Here is an 18,136-nt window from a genome sequence, read left to right as displayed (position 1 = left end):
CGCGGACACGGACGAGAGTCAGGCCAGCTCGGCCGTCAGGGTGATCGTCGTACCGGTCAGGGCCTGGCTGACCGGGCAGTTCTTCTTGGCTTCCTCGGCGGCCGCGGCGAAACCGTCCGCGTCCAGGCCGGGCACCTCGCCGCGCACGGTGAGGTGGATGCCGGTGATGCCCGTGCCCGGCTGGAAGGTGACGTCGGCCCTGGTCTCCAGCCGGGTGGGCGGAGTGCCGGCGCCGGTCAGGCCGTGCGAGAGGGCCATGGAGAAGCAGCTGGAGTGAGCGGCGGCGATCAGCTCCTCGGGGCTGGTCTTGCCGTTGGCCTGCTCGGCGCGCGAGGGCCACGACACCGGCTGCGAGCCGATGCCGGAGGAGTCGAAGGAGACGGTCCCGCTGCCCTTGAGCAGCTCGCCTTCCCAGACGGTGTGCGCGGTGCGCGTGGTTGCCACGTTGCTTCCTTTCGCGAGGGTCGCGGTCTCCGGGGTTCCCGGTGCCCCCTATCCGATCACATCCGGGCCCGGCGCACTCCCAGGACCGGCCCCCGCGAGGTGAACGGCGGGTGATGTCCCGGCGCCGGGGGGCCGGTCAGCCGGTGAGCGCGCGCAGATGGTCGGCGGTGGCCCGGTCCGCCGGCAGGAACGTCTCGATGGCGAGTTCGGCGACCGTGATGTCCATCGGTGTGTTGAACGTGGAGATCGAGGACACGAACGACAGGACCCGCCCGGCGTGCTCCACGCGCAGCGGCAGCGCGAAGTGGGGGACCGGCTCCGCCGGTTCGGCCTCCGGCTCCCGCTCGGACACCGGATAGGCCGCCACCTCCTCGTACAGCGCGCGCAGCCGCTCCGAGCGGTGCAGGGCGATCTCCCGTTCCATCTGGGCCAGCAGATGCCCGCGCCACTGACGCAGGTTCCGGATGCGCGGCGCCAGCCCCTCCGGGTGCAGCGCCAGCCGCATCGCGTTCGGCGCCGGGGCCAGCAGCTTCTCCGGCACCCCCTCCAGCAGCAGGGCGATGCCCCGGTTCGCGGCGACCACCGTGTACCCGGCGTCGACCACCAGCGCGGGATAGGGCTCGTAGCCCCGGATGAGCCGCTCCAGCCCGTCCCGCAGCGCGTCCAGCGCCGGATCGTCCAGCGGGGTCTCCGGATAGCGCGGGGCGTAACCGGCCGCCAGCAGCAGGGCGTTGCGCTCGCGCACCGGCACCTGGAGCCGCTCGGCCAGCCGCAGCACCATCTCCTCGCTGGGCCGGGACCGCCCGGTCTCGATGAAGCTGATGTGCCGCGCCGAGGAGTCGGCGCGCAGCGCCAGCTCCAGCTGGGAGATCCGGCGCCGCTCGCGCCAGGAACGCAGCAACGGGCCGACACCGGGGCCGGCGACGGGGGAGACGGGGCGGGCGGAGGCGGCAACGGTCATACGCGCGACCCTAGTCGAGGCCCGGCACGCGTCGGTCCGCCGTCCGTACCGGAGGCGTGGCAGGCTGGGTCCGTACCCCCGGACCGGAAGGGAGCGGACGGCATGACCGCAGCACCGCTGTCGCATCAGGAGATCGAGGACCGCCTGGCCGAGTTGCCCGGCTGGTCGGTGCGGGACGGACGGCTCACCCGGACCTACCGGCTCGGCTCGCACGTCGCGGCCGCCGCGCTGGTCGTGCACATCGCCGCCGTCCAGGACGAGCTGGACCACCACTCCGACCTGACCCTCGGCCACACCTCCGTGTCCCTCGCCGTGCACACCCACAGCGCGGGCGGCGCCCTCACCGCCAAGGACTTCCAACTGGCCCGCAGGGTCGAGGACATCGCGCCGGGCCACGGGGCACACTGAGCGATGTGCTCGACTACGAGAAGGAAGCCTGCTGCTACGACGCCTCGCGCGGCGGCGAGGCCCGGGCCGAGGCCGCCGCGCACACCGTCCTCGGCCTGATACCCCCCGGGCCCGGACGCCTCCTCGACGTCGCCTGCGGCACCGGGACCGTCACCCGGCGGCTCGCCGCCGCGCGTCCCGGGCTGCGGGTGACCGGCGCCGATCTCACCCCCGCCATGCTCCGCCGGGCGGCGGCCCGGCTGCCCGGCGTCCTCGTCCGGGCCGACGGCCGCCGACTGCCGTTCGCGGACGGCACGTTCGACGCGGTCACCACCATCTGGCTGCTGCACCTGCTGGACGACCCCGCGGACCTGCGGGCGGTCGTCGCCGAGTGCGCCCGCGTACTGCGCCCCGGCGGGGTGTACGTCACCACCGTCGACAAGGCCGCGGCGCACGACGTCGGCAGCGACATCGACGCGGCCCTCGCCGACCGTCCGCGCCGGCCCGCCGCCGACGCTCCCGGCACCGTCACCGCCGAGGCCGCCCGGCACGGGCTGCGGCCCGCCGGGCAGGGCTCCTTCCGCAGCCCCGGGCAGGGCCGCAGCCCCCGCCGCACCATCGCCGACCTGCGCCGGGGCTGGTTCACCCTGCTGCCGCCCGGCGAGCCGCGCACCGAGGAGTTCGTCGCGCGACTGGCCGCGCTTCCCGACCAGGACCGCCCGCGCGCCGACCCGGTCTTCACCGTGCGCGCGTTCCGGAAACCGGCGCCGGCCTCGCCCTGAGCCGCTGTAACGCCGCGACCAGACCCCTGGACACGATTCCATCACGGAGTTTTCACATTCCGTTTCGAGAAGGGATCATGCGAAGATCACACTGCACGTCCCAGGGGGGCCCATGAGCACCGACTTCACTCCACCGCCCATGCCGGGGTACGGACCGCCGGTCCCGCCGCCGCCCGTCCCGCCGCGGAAATCCCGTACCGCGCTCATCGCCGTGGCGGCGGCCGTCGTCGCCGCCGCGGTCTCCGCCCTGGTCACCGCGGGCGTCAGCGGAGACGCCGAGGCGAAGCCGGCGCCCACCGTGACCGTCACCGAGACCGCCGCCGCGGGTGCCGACGACACCCAGGCCGACGACGACGACGGCGCGGCGGCGGCCGACGACGAGGAGAACGCGGACGGCGCGGAGAGCGAGGACGGCGCGGGCGAGGAGGACGGGGTCTACGCCCTGGACGACACCGCCGTCTACGAACCGGCCACCGAGGTCTCGCTCTCCGGGCTCAAGCGGGCCGTGACCGGCGAGTACGCCGAGCCGGAGCACACGCCGTACCTCCAGTTCACCGTCAAGGTGAACAACGGCGGCAAGAAGGCCCTCGACGTCACACAGCTCACCGTCAACTGCTCCTACGGCAAGGACGGCAAGAGCAGCGACTCGGTCTTCGACTCCGATGCCGGCCTGGACGGCGGCCCGGAGACCAAGCTGCTGCCGGGCCGTTCCCTGAACGTGCCGTGGGGCTGCGAACTGCCCAAGGGGGAGAAGCTCATCCAGATCGAGGTCAGCCCCGACTTCGACTCGGACGCGGCGATCTTCACCGGGACCGTCAAGTGACGGACCCGGCGGGGATGCCGCTCGTGGACGGTACCCCCGCCGGGCCGACCGTCAGGCGACCGTACAGGTGCGGTCGCCCAGCTTGAACGACGCCGGTCTGGTATTGGTCGTACCCGCCCGGGTTCCGGTGAAGCCGAAGGACACCGACGAGCCCGCCGCCACCGTGCCGTTCCAGCTCGCGTCCTTCGCCGTGACCGTCGCACCGGCCTGGGTGTAGCCGGCGTTCCACATCTGCGTGACCTTCTGCCCGTCGGCGAAGGACCAGGTGAGGGACCAGCCGTTCCACGCCGAGGAGCCGGTGTTGGTCAGCCGCACGTCGGCCTGGAAGCCGTCGGCCCACTGGTTGGTGACCTTGTAGTCGACGGTGCAGGCGCCCGTGGGCACCGGTGCCGGGTCGGTGCCCCCGCCCCCGCCGCCCTCGTCCCCGCCGCCCGTGCCGGAGACGTCGCCGTAGATGACACCCCGGCCGTTCGTCGACACGTACACCCGGCCGTACACCCGCGGGTCGCCGGTGATCGCGGCGCCGGTCCAGCCCCATTGACGGGCGTCGTCGTTGATCCGGGTCCAGGAGGCGCCCCGGTCCGTGGAGCGGAAGACGCCGCGCACCCCGCCGATCTTCGCGCTGGTGTACAGCGTCTGGTAGGAGGCGCCCGGCGCGGCCTTGCCGAACCCGATGGTGTCGGCCTGCTCCACGTTCGTGAGCTTGGTGAAGCTCGCGCCGCCGTCGGTGGAGTGCCACAGCCCGTACGCCCCGTCCGCCGCCCCGCCCGCCAGCCACACGTCTCCCTTGGCGCCGGGCAGCGCCTTGAAGCGCACGCTGTCCCCGCTCGGCAGGCCGGTGGCGGCCGAGGCGGTGAAGGTCGCCCCTCCGTCGGAACTGACGTAGAACCTGCCGGACTTGAAGCCGTAGAAGGTCTTCGCGTCGACGCGGTCGGACTCGACGATCGCGCCGGCCGGAATGCCGGTGGACTCCGCCCAGGAGGTGCCGAAGCCCGTGGTGTGGCGCACCCCGGTGCCGGCCGGGCTCCACACGAACCGGCTGCCGTCCGCCGCCGCGGCGACCGTGCCGCCGCCCGAGACGCCCGAAGGGTCCGTGCCCGCGAACCAGTTGGCGCCGTTGTCCGTGGAGAACGCGATGTGCGGGCCGGAGTCCAGGTCGCCGACGCGGACCACCGTGGCCGGGTTCGACTCGGCGAAGTCCAGGCTGGTGGTCGAGGTGAAGGTGGGCGACGTGTACATCATGGACGGCACCGCGGTGAGATCCGTGTGCCGGAATCCGCCGATGTCACCGAGGGCGCTGAACAGCTGGGCGCCGCCCGAGGGCGGGGCGGCGAGGTCGTTCACCGCCGTCTCCTCCAGGCCCCGCACCATCGGCTTCAGGCTGAACTGCCCGCCGCTGTCCCACTTCGTGAGGTCCTCGGTGCCGTAGACGGTGGCGCCCGTCCCGAACATCATGCGGGACGAGTCGAACGGGTCGATCTCCAGCGCCTCCGTCATCCAGCCCAGCTTGGGCGTCTGCTCGGGCGGTGACGGGTTCGCGCCGAAGGTCAGCCAGGGGGAGGAGGACACGTCCATGGTGTAGCGGTTGGCGCGGTTCGGGTACGACGTGTAGTCCCAGGCCTTCGTCCAGGTGGCGCCGCTGTCGGTGGACCGGAACAGCTGGGTGTCCGGCCACCAGGAGCTGTACGCGGTCGCCATGAGGGTGGACGGGTGCTGCCGGTCGACCGTCAGCCCGCTGAAGCCGTAGTAGGTGTCCGCCTCCGCGACCGGGCTGATGTCGGTCCAGGCGCCGGTCGCCGTCGCGTACCGCAGCAGCCGGCCCTTGCCGCCGTCGTAGGGGCCGCCGGTGTCGCTGTAGGCGAGGTACAGATATCCGTTCCGGGCGTCCAGAACGCCCTTGTGCGCCAGGTACCCGGTCGGCTGGCCCGGGAGCCGCGTCCAGGTGGCGCCCGCGTCCGTGGAGCGGTAGACCGCGTTGTCCTTGTCGGCGACGCCCACATAAATCGTCTTCGTCGCGGTCCCGGACGTGCCCGTCGACTCGTCGAAGGTGACCCAGACGATGCCCTGGTTGTCGCTCGCGTACCCGCTGGTGTCCGTCGGATCCTGCCGGTAGGTGCCGGGGTTGGGGAAGCTCGTCACCTGCGACCAGGTCACCCCGGAGTCCGTCGACCGCCACAGGCCCTTGCCGCTGGGCGCGCCCAGGTACAGCACGCTGTTCCGGTTCGGGTCGACGGCCAGCCGCTCGCCCATGCCCCGGCCGGGCATGTTGCCGCCCAGCTTGAACGGCAGGTCGGTCTTCTGCCAGCTCGCGCCCCGGTCGGCCGAGCGCAGCACCGCCCCGTTGCCCGGGTCCCAGCCGTTGGTGTACGTCCCGACGGCCGCGTAGACCTTGTCCGGCTGGACCGGATCGGAGGCGAGGCTCACCACCCCGGTGTGGCCCCACTCGTTCCAGCCCACGGAGTCCAGCAGCGGGGTCCAGGTCTTGGACGACTCCTGCCAGCGGTAGGCGCCGCCGATGTCGGTGCGGGCGTAGGCCAGGTTCTTCTCGGTGCGGTTGAAGACGATCCCGGGGACGAAACCGCCGCCGTCGATCCGGGCGTTCTTCCAGGTGTAGGTGTCCGCCGCGAGGGGCGGAGCGGAGGTGGCGGTGGCCAGTGCGGGCGGGGTGCCGGCGAGCAGTCCGGCGGCCAGCGAGAACGCGGCCACCAGGATGCGGGTTCTGCGCACGGTGGGGACACCTTTCCTGACGGGGATTCAAGAAGGTCACGGAGGTGGCATTGCGTGTGGGCCGGGCGGCCCCCTGTGCGGACGGGGGCCGCCCGGCCCGGGTGGCCCCGCCGTCCTGTGGCGGGGCCGGGTACGCGGAGCGCCGGCGGGGACTATTCGAGCAGCTCCGCGTACGAGCCCATGGCCAGGGCGATGTCCGCCTCGGCCCAGAACCGGTGGTACGTGAACACGGGCGCTGCGCCGCCCTTGAGGTAGGCCTCGATCTTCGACCAGTTCGGGTCGCTCTTGTAGAAGGACCGGAGCGAGGAGAACGTGGACGAGGAGTTGATCGCGTCGCCGTTCGGCATGGTGCCGGTCCAGCCGCTCGGCACGTACACGCTCTCGTTGAACCGGCTGTAGTCGGTCCGGGTCTCCGGCACGGCGATGCCGAGGCTGTCCTGGTAGTTGTTCCACATGCCGTCCAGCAGCGCCTTCGCCGTGGACTTGGCCGTCGCGTCACCGGACTTGGCGGCGTAGTACGTCAGCGTCTTGGCGTAGGCGGCGGCCACGCCCACGTCGTCGGTGTAGTCGGCGACGGTGACGTGCAGCCCGTTGTTGGAGCCGGGGCTCGTGGCGTTCCAGGTGTCGGGCTGGCCCGACCACTGGAGGGTGGAGGGGATGCGGTAGGTGCCGTCCGGGTTGATCGTGGTCTTGGACAGCGCCCACTTCACCCACTTGTCGAGGATCGCCTTGGCCTGGGCGTTCCCGGTCTGCTGGTAGTACTCGGCGACCCGCTCCATCGACCACGCCTGGAAGCCGAACCACTGGTTGGACGGCGGGTCGTGGTAGACGGGCGCCGGGTCGTAGGCCATGCCGTAGAAGGTGGCGGTGCCGGCGGGCGGGGAGGCGTAGCGGCCGCCCCAGCTGTTGGTCGCGCCGCCCGCGATGCCGCCCTCGGAGGACTGGAGCCACTGGTAGAACTCCAGCTGCCGCTGGAGCGACTTGCTCCAGTCGCTCGCGCCGGTGGCCGACTTGGGCTTCAGGTCGGTGACGGAGCTGAGCGCGTAGGCGGCCAGGGGGTTCTGGTAACCGCCGTGGACATGGCTGGAGCCGATCCGCCAGGCCCAGCCGGCGGAGGTGTCGGTGGCGCCGCCCCAGGCGTAGTACCAGGACAGCAGGTAGTGCGAGGCGTCCTTGCCGGTACCGGCCGGGCAGGACGTGCTCGTGCAGTTGCCGATCTTCTTGAAGTACTTGTCGTACATCGCGTAGCGCAGGTAGTCGCCCATCTTGGCGGCCTTGGCGACCGTCCCGGAGACATCACTGCCCTTGCCCTGCTGCTTGGCCCACACGTCCGCCCAGTAGGCGGCCTGCACCGCGCGGGAGTCCGCGTCCGGGGCGTCGGTGTACTTCCACTGCTTGGCGTAGGAGCTGTCGCCGGTGAACAGGTCCAGGTAGCCGTTCCTGCCGCCGTACTTGAAGGCGTCACAGGTCGGCTGCGGGACCGTCTCCCAGACGGACTCCTGCGCGCCGCGCTGGAAGGTGTTGATGTACGACGGTCCGGTGGCGGTCGGGCCGGCCTCGCACTTGCCGGGCTCGTTGCCGTAGCCGTAGACGTTGTCCACGTCCTGGATCCAGTGCATGCCGTAGACGTCGTCCGTGCCGTACGCGCTCTTCAGCTCACCGGCGATCGGGTCCGAGCCCACCGACACCGAGGTGTCCAGCTTCGCCGGGTACTCGTTCGGGGTGTCGTACTCGGGCGCGTAGGTGGCCGGCTTGGAGGCGTTGTAGAAGGAGTTCGTCGGCTGGTCGGCGTGCGTGGGGATCATGTACTTCTCCATGATCTCCCAGGCGCCGTTGAACTTCGACCAGTCGCCGGTGACCTTGCCGTACATCGCCTGGAGCCACAGCAGATAGCTGTACGCCTCGGAGGTGGTCTCGTGACCCTGGTCCGGGGCCTCCACGATCAGTGTCTCCACCGAGTGGTACGGGATGCCCTCGGGGGAGAAGTAGCCGTTCGCCGGGTTGGTGATCTTCCCGTACAGGTCCAGGAAGCGGGCGTCGTACGCCTTCGCCGCGGGCAGCTCGGTGACCGTGACGGTCGCCTTGGCGTGGCCGGTGGCCGACGCGGTGAAGGTCGCGCTGCCGGTGCCGGAGGAGTCGGCCGTGACGGTCACGGTCTGCGCGGTGTTCCAGTTCGCCGGGGTGAAGGTCAGCGAGGAGCCGCCGGTCACGGACAGGCCGGTGTTGCCGTCCGTGCGGGTCGTGCTCACCGTGACGTTCGCGCTCGGCTGCGTGGACAGCTTCACCGAGAACGTGCCCGACTTGCCCTGCTGGACGCCCAGCTGGCTGGGCGAGGCGACCACGGCGGGGCCGGAGGCCACCGTGATGCCCACGGGGGTGGAGGTGCCGGAGGCGCCCAGGCTGTCGTACGCCTTGGCCACCAGAGAATGACTGCCCACGGTCAAGCTTGAGACCGAGAGCGCGTAGGGCGCGGTGGTGTCCGTGCCCAGCAGCGTGGTGTCGTCGTAGAACTCCACCTTGCTGATGGACGCGCTGTCGGCCGCCGCGGCGGTCGCCGCGAGCGGGACGGCGGCCCCCTGGGTGTAGACCGCGCCCGCGCTCGGGCTGGTCAGCACGGTCACCGGGGGCTGGTGGGCGCCGGCGCAGGTGGTGCCGTTGACGGCGAAGGACGTGGGAGCGGTGTTGGTGCCGCTGTAGGTGAACTGGGCCCCGGTGGAGACGGCGGCGCCCGCGGCGATGGCGCCGTTGTACGAGGCGTTCTTCACGGTGACCGACTGGCCGGACTGGGACCAGGTCCCGTTCCAGCCGCCGCTCAGCTTCTGGTTGCCCGCGTAGGCGTACGTCAGCGTCCATCCGTTGATGGCGTCCGTACCGCGGTTGGTGATCGTGAGGTCGGCGGTGAAGCCCGAGCCCCAGTCGTTGGTCTTGTAGTCGACGCTGCACTGCACGGCGGCCGCGTGGGCGGTCTCCGCGCCGGTGGCGAGCATCGACAGTGGCAGGGCCAGCGCGGCGGCCACCGCCGTCCACAACCGACGCGCCGTTCTGCGTCTGCTTCCGGGATCCATGTGCTGGTTCCTCCTTGCGGCTGCGGCTCGGGGAAGAGGTCAAGGCTTGAACCAGTGGGAGCGCTCCCATAGTGAAGACGGCGTAACGGAGGGTCAAGACCTGGACATGGCGAAAAGATTCGGGGAGCCCGATCGTAAAAAAGTAAAGCGACCCCCCTGGGCTTTCCGGCCAGTTGGCGCTACCTTCCTTCGCACCAGTGGGAGCGATTCCATCAGTCGAACGTGTCCGTCAGGGCGCGCCACACTGCGAGGTCTCGCTCATGCGTCACCCCCCGTTCTCCGTACCTCCAACCGGCACCGGCCCGTGGTCGAAGGACCTCCAGGGTCCGGTGAAGACCCGGCCGGGCCGCGTCGCGGGGCCGGCCGGGCTCCGGCTCGACGGCGGCGGCCGTCGCCTGCCCGGACGGGCCGGCGGGGCGGCGTACCGCGACGACCTCGGCCAGTGGAACACCCGCGAACACACCGACCCGGCGGGCGGACTCCCTGCCGCCCGCACCACCTGCGCCTGCGCCGGCACACCCGCCGCGTACGGCACCGGGCTGCGCGGCCGTCTCCGCGCCGTCACCCCGTAGTTCCCGACACGGCACCACACCGCACGAACGGCACGACATCACATCGACAGCACACCGAAGGACACCCGCACTCATGAGTCGTACCAGAACATCACTGCTCGCCGCCCTGGCGCTGATCGCCGGGGCCTCCGGGACGGCAGTGGGCATGCAGTCGGCCTCCGCCACCGCCTCCGCCGTCCCCTGCACCGTGGACTACAAGGTGCAGAACCAGTGGAGCACCGGCTTCACCGCCGCCGTGACCATCACCAACAACGCACCCGCCAAGTCGAGTTGGTCCCTGAAGTGGTCGTACGCCGGTGACCAGAAGGTCACCAGCGGCTGGAACGCCAAGCTCAGCCAGAGCGGCACCGCGGTCACCGCCGCGAACGAGAGCTACAACGGCTCGCTGGCCACCGGCGGTTCGGTCAGCTTCGGGTTCCAGGGCACCTACAGCGGCACCAACGCGGTGCCCGCCACCTTCACCCTCGACGGGGTCGCCTGCAACGTCGACAGCGGCGGCGGCGGTGACACCGGCGGCGGTGGCGACACGGGCGGCGGTGGCGACACGGGCGGCGGTGGCGACACGGGCGGCGGCGGGGACACCGGTGGGGGCGGCGCCGGCCGTGTCGACAACCCGTACTCCGGCTCCAAGGTCTACGTGAACCCGGAGTGGTCGAAGCTGGCCGCCGCCGAGCCGGGCGGCAGCCGGGTCTCCAGCCAGCCCACGTTCGTCTGGCTGGACCGCATCGCGGCCATCAACGGCGTCAACGGCGGCATGGGCCTGCGCGCCCACCTGGACGAGGCCCTGAAGCAGAAGGGCACCGGCAACCTGGTCGTCCAGCTGGTCATCTACGACCTCCCCGGCCGCGACTGCGCCGCCCTCGCCTCCAACGGCGAACTCGGCCCGACGGACATCGACAAGTACAAGACGCAGTACATCGACGCCATCGCCTCGATCCTGTCCGACGCCAAGTACGCGGGCCTGCGCATCTCCGCGCTCATCGAGCCGGACTCGCTGCCCAACCTGGTCACCAACGCCGGCGGCACCAACACCACCACCGACGCCTGCGTGACCATGAAGTCCAACGGCAACTACGAGAAGGGCGTGAGCTACGCCCTGGACAAGCTCGGCAACCTCTCGAACGTCTACAACTACATCGACGCCGGCCACCACGGCTGGCTCGGCTGGGACACCAACCTCGGCCCGGTCGCCCAGGAGTTCTACAAGGTCGCCACGACCAACGGCGCGAGCCTGAGCGACGTGGCCGGCTTCATCGTCAACACGGCCAACTACAGCCCGACCAAGGAGCCTTACTTCAAGGTCTCCGACACGGTGAACGGCCAGACCGTCCGCCAGTCGAAGTGGGTCGACTGGAACCAGTACGTGGACGAGCAGTCGTACGCGCAGGGCCTGCGGGACAAGCTGATCTCGACCGGGTTCAGCTCCAACATCGGCATGCTGATCGACACCTCCCGCAACGGCTGGGGCGGCACCGCCCGGCCCGCCGGCCCCGGCCCGCTGACCTCGGTCGACAACTACGTCAACGGCGGCCGCATCGACCGGCGCATCCACGTCGGCAACTGGTGCAACCAGAGCGGTGCCGGACTCGGCGAACGGCCGACCGCGGCTCCCGCCGCCGGGATAGACGCCTACGTGTGGGCCAAGCCCCCGGGGGAGTCCGACGGTGCCAGCTCCGCCGTCGACAACGACGAGGGCAAGGGCTTCGACCGGATGTGCGACCCCACCTACGGCGGCAACGCACGCAACGGCAACAACCCCTCGGGGGCGCTGCCGAACGCGCCGCTGGCCGGGCACTGGTTCTCCGCCCAGTTCCAGCAGCTGGTGCAGAACGCCTACCCGCCGCTTTCGTGACGCGGTGACTCCGCCGGGGCCCGCCCGACCCCCGGGCCCCGGCGGTCCGTTCCGGCATCCCCGTTTGCCGGAACGGCAACGCAAGTGGCTTCCGGCCGGTGTGCCGTCGCACCCTGACGGCACACCGGACCGAGAGGCTGATCTCCATGGCGCACGAACACCGCGAGCAGCATCACCCGCACCACGCCGGCCACGGGCACGCGCACGGCCACGGGCACGGCACGGACATCGACTGGAACGAACTGGCCGACCTGCTGGAGTCGCAGGCGGAGTTGTTCGCCCCCGTCTACCGGCAGGCCCTGGCCTGGCTCGGGCAGCAGGTCGCCGAGCCGGGGCTCGTCGTGGACGCGGGCAGCGGTCCCGGCGTCGTCTCCTGCCTGTTCGCCGAGGCGTTCCCCACCGCCCGGGTGGTCGCCGTCGACGGCACCGCCCCGCTGCTGGACCGCGCCCGCGACCGCGCCGCCCGCCTCGGCGTCGGGGACCGCTTCGACACCGTCGCCGGCGACCTGCCCGAGGCGCTCGGCCGCCTGGACCGCCCGGCCGGGCTGCTGTGGGCCAGCCGCAGCCTGCACCACCTCGGCGACCAGCGGGCCGCGCTCGCCGCGTTCGCCGGCCACCTCGCCCCCGGCGGCACCCTGGCCCTCCTGGAGGGCGGACTCCCTTCCCGCTTCCTGCCCCGGGACTTCGGCATCGGCCGCCCCGGACTCCAGTCCCGGCTCGACGCCCTGGAAGAGGAGTGGTTCGCCCGGATGCGGGCCGGACTGCCGGGCTCCGTCGCCGAGACGGAGGACTGGCCCGCCCTGCTGACCGCGGCCGGCCTGAAGCACACCGGCACCCGCACCTTCCTGCTCGACCTGCCCGCCCCGGCCGACGACCGGGCCCGCGCCTATGTCGCCGCACACCTGTCCCGGGTCCGCGAGGGCGTCGGCGAGGCGCTGGACGCCGGCGACCGCGCCACCCTCGGCCGGCTCCTGGACCCGGCCGACCCGGCGAGCGTGCACGTGCGCCCGGACGTGTTCGTGCTCGGCGCCCTCACCGTGCACACCGCCGTCCGCCCGCACTGATCCCGCACTTGACCTGGAGTGCTCTCCAAGTGATGGACTCCGGGCACTTCACCGACGTGCAGGGGGCCAGACACATGACCACGAACGACTCTCCGGTCGCGCTCATCACCGGCGGCGGCAGCGGGATCGGCGCCGCCGTGGCGCGGCGACTGCTCGACGCCGGACACCGGGTGACCGTCACCGGGCGCGGGGAGCGGCGGCTGCGGGACCTCGCCGAGGAACTCGGCCGTCCCGAGGGGCTGCTGACGGTGACCGGCGACGCCTCGGAACACGCCGACGTCCGACGCGCGGTCGACCGCACGCTGGAGACGTACGGCCGGCTGGACACCGTCGTCGCCAACGCCGGCTTCGCCACCCATGACACCGTGGCGGACGGCGACCCGGCCGGCTGGAGGGAGATGGTCCTCACCAACGTGCTCGGTCCGGCCCTGCTCATCCGGGCCTCCATCGACGCGCTGAAGGAGACCCGGGGCCGGATCGTCCTGGTCGGCAGCGTCGCCGGGTTCGTGCACGGCCCGGGCAATCTGTACGGCGCCACCAAGTGGGCGGTGACCGGGCTCGCCGAGAACACCCGGCGGCAGGTCACGGAGTTCGGCGTCGGGGTCACGCTGGTGGCCCCCGGCCGGGTGGAGACGCCCTTCTGGGACGGCTACGGCAGTCTGCCCCCGGGGCACCTGCTGACGGCCGGCCAGATCGCCGACTCGGTGGTCTGGGCGATCCGGCAGCCGGCCGGGGTGGATGTGAACACGGTGGTCGTCCGCCCGGTGGGCCAGCCCGTCTGACGGACGACGGGCGTCAGTTGTCCGCCAGGAACTGCCTGGCCAGCCGGTCCCCGAGGGTGACCGCGGCGCTGTGGCTCTCTATGGGGGAGACCTGGGAGTTCTTGAACAGGAGGTAGGTCACCCCCGAGTCCGCGCCGCCGGTCTCGGGGTCCGGGTCGATGCCGAGCGCCTTGGCGGTGGCGTACGACGCCTCGCCGATGATCTGCGAGGGGCCGGTGTCGCCGACGACGGCGTACTCGACCTTGCCGCCGTAGATGACGGCCACCACGCCGCCGCCCTTGATCCCGGCGTTCGCGTAGTTCCAGATGCCGCTGGTGCTCGGCACCACGACGTACGGCAGGGTCTCCGCGTTCAGCGCCTTGCCGTCGGACTGGTGGAAGGCGGTGTCGTCCTGGAACCAGGGGTCGCGGTCCTCGTTGCAGTTGGCCGTGCGTTGACCGTCGCAGTCGATGTCCATGTCCGCCTTCCAGAACACCGCGCCGTTCTTGCCGCACACGGGGACCGTGGCCGAGGTCTCCTCGTCCGTCCGGTACTTGCCGTTGGATATCTGCGCACAGGAGGTCACCTTGGCGAGCAGGTCGGCGGCGCTGACCGTGCCCTCCTGGGCGGACTTCGGGGAGGCGGCGGCGGAGGCGTGGGCGGGCAGGAGGCCGGCGGCGAGCAGGGCGGTGCCGGAACCGAGGGCGAGGGTGAGGATACGGAGACGCACGGTGGAGCCCTTCTGTTAGGAAAGTTTCCTGACCGGATGCGTCCACCGTGCCCGGACGGCATGCCCCCGTCAATCCTCGGGTCGCGAACGGCTGAAACGCGGGCGCATTGCGGTGATTGCGGTCGCTGGAGAGACTGGTGGGGTCGGACATGTCCGGTGTGTCCGGCTGATCCGCGGTCGCCGTTTGCGGAGGCGAGTCTCATGTTCGTACGCGCGGTGTACGCGACCGGTGATCCGGCGCTGCTGGACACGGCCGTGCGGTCGCTGAACAGCGAGGGGCGGGACCTGCTGGAGGAACGCCCGGGATACCGGGGCGCCGGCATCTTCGTGAACCGTGAGCTCGGCGCCCTCCTCACCGTGAGCTGGTGGGAGACCGAGGAGGCGCGGCACAACAGCGACGAGGTGATGCGCGAGCGGCGCGAGGCGCTGCTGGATCCCTTCGCGGGCACGGTGTCGGTCGCCAACTACGAGGCCGCGGTGTTCCACCAGCTCGCCCGCCCCCGGCCGGGCGGCGGGCTGCGCGCCGCCCGGCTGGAGTTCGACCCGCGCGACGCGGACCTGGTCGTCGACGCCTTCCGGGCAACGGTGGTGCCGCGGGCCGAGTCGCTGCCGGGGCTGTGCCGCACCTCCCTGCTGCTCGACCGGGAGGGGGGCCGGGCCGTGGCCGGCGCCCTGTTCGCCGACCGTGCCGCGCTGGCCGCCTCGCGCGGGGCCATGGCCGGCGCGCGTCACGAGGCGTCGGCCAAGGCGCACGTCGAGGTGGTCGGCCTCGAGGAGTTCGAGGTCGTGCACGCCGACGTGCGCCCGGACTGAACCGCCCGGCCACGCCGGGCCGGTGATCAGGCCATGTCGAAGGTGGCCGGGTCGGGGCCGAGCCGCCGCTCCTCGTTCAGCGCGCTGATCGCCGCGAGGTCCTCGTCGTCCAGGCTGAAGTCGAACACCGCGATGTTCTCCTTGATCCGGGACGGCGTCACGGACTTCGGGATCACGATGTTGCCCAGCTGGAGGTGCCAGCGCAGCACGACCTGGGCCGGAGTGCGGTCGTGCTTGCGCGCGATCGCCACGATCGCGGGCACTTCCAGCAGGCCCTTGCCCTGGCCGAGCGGCGACCAGGCCTCGGTGGCGATGCCCAGCTCCGCGTGGACGGTGCGCGACTCGCCCTGCTGGAGGTGCGGGTGCAGCTCGATCTGGTTGACCGCCGGGACGACCGAGGTCTCCTCGGTCAGCCGTCGCAGGTGCTCGGGCAGGAAGTTCGAGACACCGATGGCACGCACCCGCTTGTCGGCGTACAGCTGCTCGAACGCCTTGTACGTGTCGACGTACGCGTCCCGGGACGGCAGCGGCCAGTGGATCAGGTACAGGTCGACGTAGTCGAGCCCCAGCTTCGCCAGCGACGTGTCGAAGGCACGCAGCGTGGCGTCGTAGCCCTGGTCGCTGTTCCAGAGCTTGGTGGTGACGAAGATCTCCTCGCGGGGCAGGCCGGAGGCGGCGATGGCCTTGCCGGTGCCCTCCTCGTTGCCGTAGATCGCCGCCGTGTCGATGCTGCGGTAACCGGCCTCCAGCGCCGTGGCGACGGCTCGCTCGGCCTCGTCGTCCGGCACCTGCCAGACGCCGTATCCCAGCTGGGGCATCTCGACGCCGTTGTTGAGGATGATCGGGGGGACGTTGCTGCTCACGAGCCTCTTGGTCCTTCGGTTGTCGACAGGTGTTGCACCCATGGTCAACGATCAGCGGCCGTTCCGCATTCCTGACCGTGCGACACACTCCCGCCGCCGGTCCGGGCGGCTGCCCGGACCGGCGGCCTCAGGCCCGGTAGAGGGCCTCCACCTCGTTCGCGTACGCCTTCTCGATCGCCTTCCGCTTCAGCTTCAGCGACGGCGTCAGCAGACCCTGTTCCTCGGTGAACGGCTGCGCCAGGATGCGGAAGGTGCGGATCGACTCCGCCTGCGACACCAGCGTGTTGGCGGCCACCACCGCGCGCCGCACCTCCGCCTCCAGATCCGGGTCGCGCACCAGCTCCGCCGGGGACGTCCCCGGCTTGCCGCGCATCTGCAGCCAGTGCGCGACCGCCTCCTGGTCCAGGGTGACCAGGGCGGCGACGAAGGGGCGGTCGTTGCCGACCACGATGCACTGGCCGACCAGCGGATGCTCGCGGACCCGCTCCTCCAGCACCCCCGGGGAGACGCTCTTGCCGCCGGAGGTCACCAGGATCTCCTTCTTGCGGCCGGTGATCGTCAGATAGCCGTCCGCGTCCAGCGCGCCCAGGTCGCCGGTGGCCAGCCAGCCGTCGTGCAGGGTCTCGTCGGTGGCCTTCCGGTTGTTGAGGTAGCCCTGGAAGACGGTGCCGCCGCGCAGCCAGATCTCCCCGTCGTCGGCGATGTGCACGGTCACACCCGGGACCGGCGGGCCCACGGTGCCGTAGCGGGTGCGCCCGGGCGGGTTGGCGGTCGCCGCGGCCGTCGACTCGGTCAGGCCGTAGCCCTCGTAGATCTGCACGCCCGCGCCCGCGAAGAACAGCCCCAGCCGGCGGTCCATCGCCGATCCGCCGGACATCGCGTTGCGGATCCGGCCGCCCATCGCGGCCCGGATCTTCGCGTACACCAGCTTGTCGAACAGCTGGTGCTGCATCCGCAGCCCCGCCGACGGGCCCGGCCCGGTGCCCCACGCCTTGGCCTCCACCGCCTCCGCGTACCGCACGGCGACGTCGACGGCCTTCTCGAACGGCCCCGCCCTGCCCTCACGCTCGGCCTCGCGGCGGGCCGCGTTGAACACCTTCTCGAAGATGTACGGCACGGCGAGGACGAACGTCGGCCGGAAGGCGGCCAGGTCGGGCAGCAGGGCGGACGCGTGCAGCTGCGGCTGGTGCCCGAAGCGGACCCGGCCGCGGATCGCGGCGACCTCCACCATCCGCCCGAAGACATGCGCCAGAGGCAGGAACAGCAGCGTGGACGCCTCGTCGCCCTTCCGGGAGTGGAACACCGGCTCCCACCCCCGCAGCACGGTGTCCGCCTCGCACATGAAGTTGCCGTGGGACAGCAGACAGCCCTTGGGCCGGCCGGTGGTGCCGGAGGTGTAGATGACGGTGGCGACCGAGTCGGGGGTGACCGCCTGCCGGTGCCGGTGCACCACCTCGTCGTCCAGGTGCGCCCCGGCGTCGTACAGCTCCTGCACACAGCCGGCGTCCAGCTGCCACAGCCGGCGCAGCCGCGGCAGCCGGTCGATGACGGTGGCGACGGTCATCGCGTGGTCCTCGTGCTCCACGACGGCCGCGGACACCTCGGCGTCGTGGAGCATCCAGCAGCACTGCTCGGCCGAGGAGGTGGGGTAGACGGGCACCACCTGGGCGCCGATGGTCCACAGCGCGAAGTCGAAGAGGGTCCACTCGTAGCGGGTCCGGGACATGACCGCGACGCGGTCGCCGAAGCGGATGCCGCTGGCCAGCAGGCCCTTGGCCAGGGCCACGACCTCGTCGCGGAACTCGGCGGCGGTCACGTCCCGCCACTGCCCCGAGACGTCCTTGCGGCCGAGCGTGATGTGCCGCGGATCGGTTTCGGCGTGCTCGAAGACGATGTCGGCCAGACCGCCCGCGGGCGGCGGCGACACCAGCGGAGGGTTGGTGTACTCGCGCAACCTCGCTCCCCGTTTCTCGCGTCTCGGTGTCGCTGGTCCACGCACCGCAACAGCGCCGTGAAAGCTACCCCACACGTTCCGTGCGCGGGAGGGGTGCCGGATCCGGGCAAACCTCGTGTTCCGCCCGGACGGTCTCCGGAAAATACCCGCACATGGGGAAGGGCCGGACACCTTACTGACGGGTCCGTAAGTTTCGGTACCGTAATCTCCACCGAATCTGTACGCGCCGCTTACGGCGGGCCGGATCCGCACGCGCGGACCGGCGGCGGCGGGAAGGCGGGCCGTGGCTCTCCCGCGCGGGCGGCCCGGCGAACGGCATGCCGGGGACCGGTGGGGGG

15 protein-coding genes are annotated in these 18,136 nt (G+C 71.7%); 8 read left to right on the top strand and 7 right to left on the bottom strand.

The annotated features are described in order from the left end of the window. Nucleotides 1-18 precede the first annotated feature (18 nt). Nucleotides 19-444 (bottom strand): OsmC family protein, encoded by a 426-nt coding sequence (locus AB0E62_RS12320; RefSeq protein WP_362191486.1) that lies wholly within the window; start codon nucleotides 442-444, stop codon nucleotides 19-21. A gap of 136 nt (nucleotides 445-580) precedes the next feature. After that, nucleotides 581-1,405: a helix-turn-helix transcriptional regulator gene (locus tag AB0E62_RS12315; protein ID WP_362191484.1), complete on the bottom strand. Its 825-nt coding sequence runs from the start codon at nucleotides 1,403-1,405 to the stop codon at nucleotides 581-583. Between the two features lie 102 nt (nucleotides 1,406-1,507). Between AB0E62_RS12315 and AB0E62_RS12310 the strand changes: the two genes are divergently transcribed. From AB0E62_RS12310 to AB0E62_RS12300, 3 genes are all read left to right on the top strand, one after another. Next, a complete protein-coding gene (locus AB0E62_RS12310; RefSeq protein ID WP_362191482.1) occupies nucleotides 1,508-1,813 on the top strand; it encodes a 4a-hydroxytetrahydrobiopterin dehydratase in 306 nt (101 codons plus the stop codon). 5 nt (nucleotides 1,814-1,818) lie between these two features. Next, a complete protein-coding gene (locus AB0E62_RS12305) occupies nucleotides 1,819-2,574 on the top strand; it encodes a class I SAM-dependent methyltransferase (RefSeq protein ID WP_362191480.1) in 756 nt (251 codons plus the stop codon). A 112-nt stretch (nucleotides 2,575-2,686) separates the two neighbouring features. Then, nucleotides 2,687-3,397: a hypothetical protein gene (locus tag AB0E62_RS12300; RefSeq protein ID WP_362191478.1), complete on the top strand. Its 711-nt coding sequence runs from the start codon at nucleotides 2,687-2,689 to the stop codon at nucleotides 3,395-3,397. 51 nt (nucleotides 3,398-3,448) lie between these two features. On the opposite strand, the gene AB0E62_RS12295 is transcribed toward AB0E62_RS12300, so the two are convergent. Together AB0E62_RS12295 and AB0E62_RS12290 are read right to left on the bottom strand one after the other, a co-directional pair. Next, entirely contained in the window at nucleotides 3,449-6,124 is a 2,676-nt protein-coding gene (locus AB0E62_RS12295) for a cellulose binding domain-containing protein (protein WP_362191476.1), read from the bottom strand. 152 nt (nucleotides 6,125-6,276) lie between these two features. Next, a complete protein-coding gene (locus AB0E62_RS12290) occupies nucleotides 6,277-9,189 on the bottom strand; it encodes a glycoside hydrolase family 48 protein (protein ID WP_362191474.1) in 2,913 nt (970 codons plus the stop codon). A 260-nt stretch (nucleotides 9,190-9,449) separates the two neighbouring features. Here AB0E62_RS12290 and AB0E62_RS12285 point away from each other — a divergent pair, with 260 nt between their 5' ends. The 4 genes from AB0E62_RS12285 to AB0E62_RS12270 all read left to right on the top strand — a co-directional run bounded on the left by AB0E62_RS12285 (nucleotide 9,450) and on the right by AB0E62_RS12270 (nucleotide 13,459). Continuing rightward, the gene (locus AB0E62_RS12285; RefSeq protein WP_362191472.1) at nucleotides 9,450-9,761 is read left to right on the top strand and encodes a hypothetical protein; all 312 of its coding nucleotides are present in this window, start codon (nucleotides 9,450-9,452) and stop codon (nucleotides 9,759-9,761) included. Nucleotides 9,762-9,834: 73 nt separating this feature from the next. Beyond that, nucleotides 9,835-11,613, top strand: a complete 1,779-nt coding sequence (locus tag AB0E62_RS12280; RefSeq protein WP_362191470.1) for a glycoside hydrolase family 6 protein — start codon at nucleotides 9,835-9,837, stop codon at nucleotides 11,611-11,613. Nucleotides 11,614-11,759: 146 nt separating this feature from the next. Then, nucleotides 11,760-12,677: a methyltransferase domain-containing protein gene (locus AB0E62_RS12275; protein ID WP_362191468.1), complete on the top strand. Its 918-nt coding sequence runs from the start codon at nucleotides 11,760-11,762 to the stop codon at nucleotides 12,675-12,677. Nucleotides 12,678-12,751: 74 nt separating this feature from the next. Continuing rightward, on the top strand, nucleotides 12,752-13,459 hold the full coding sequence (locus tag AB0E62_RS12270) for an SDR family oxidoreductase (RefSeq protein WP_362191466.1): 708 nt from the start codon (nucleotides 12,752-12,754) through the stop codon (nucleotides 13,457-13,459). 13 nt (nucleotides 13,460-13,472) lie between these two features. On the opposite strand, the gene AB0E62_RS12265 is transcribed toward AB0E62_RS12270, so the two are convergent. Continuing rightward, nucleotides 13,473-14,168 carry a glycoside hydrolase family 75 protein gene (locus tag AB0E62_RS12265; protein ID WP_362191464.1) on the bottom strand — a complete coding sequence of 232 codons (696 nt, stop codon included), beginning with the start codon at nucleotides 14,166-14,168 and terminating at the stop codon, nucleotides 13,473-13,475. A 201-nt stretch (nucleotides 14,169-14,369) separates the two neighbouring features. Between AB0E62_RS12265 and AB0E62_RS12260 the strand changes: the two genes are divergently transcribed. Continuing rightward, the gene (locus AB0E62_RS12260; RefSeq protein ID WP_362191462.1) at nucleotides 14,370-14,981 is read left to right on the top strand and encodes a hypothetical protein; all 612 of its coding nucleotides are present in this window, start codon (nucleotides 14,370-14,372) and stop codon (nucleotides 14,979-14,981) included. 26 nt (nucleotides 14,982-15,007) lie between these two features. On the opposite strand, the gene AB0E62_RS12255 is transcribed toward AB0E62_RS12260, so the two are convergent. Together AB0E62_RS12255 and AB0E62_RS12250 are read right to left on the bottom strand one after the other, a co-directional pair. Next, nucleotides 15,008-15,844, bottom strand: coding sequence for an aldo/keto reductase (locus AB0E62_RS12255; protein ID WP_362191460.1), 837 nt, complete (start codon nucleotides 15,842-15,844; stop codon nucleotides 15,008-15,010). 127 nt (nucleotides 15,845-15,971) lie between these two features. Beyond that, a complete protein-coding gene (locus tag AB0E62_RS12250) occupies nucleotides 15,972-17,798 on the bottom strand; it encodes an AMP-dependent synthetase/ligase (protein WP_362191458.1) in 1,827 nt (608 codons plus the stop codon). Nucleotides 17,799-18,136 lie beyond the last annotated feature (338 nt).

The sequence above is a fragment of the Streptomyces sp. NPDC038707 genome (assembly GCF_040636485.1).
Taxonomy (GTDB): Bacteria; Actinomycetota; Actinomycetes; order Streptomycetales; family Streptomycetaceae; genus Streptomyces.
This window is presented reverse-complemented; position numbering and strand designations above follow the sequence as displayed.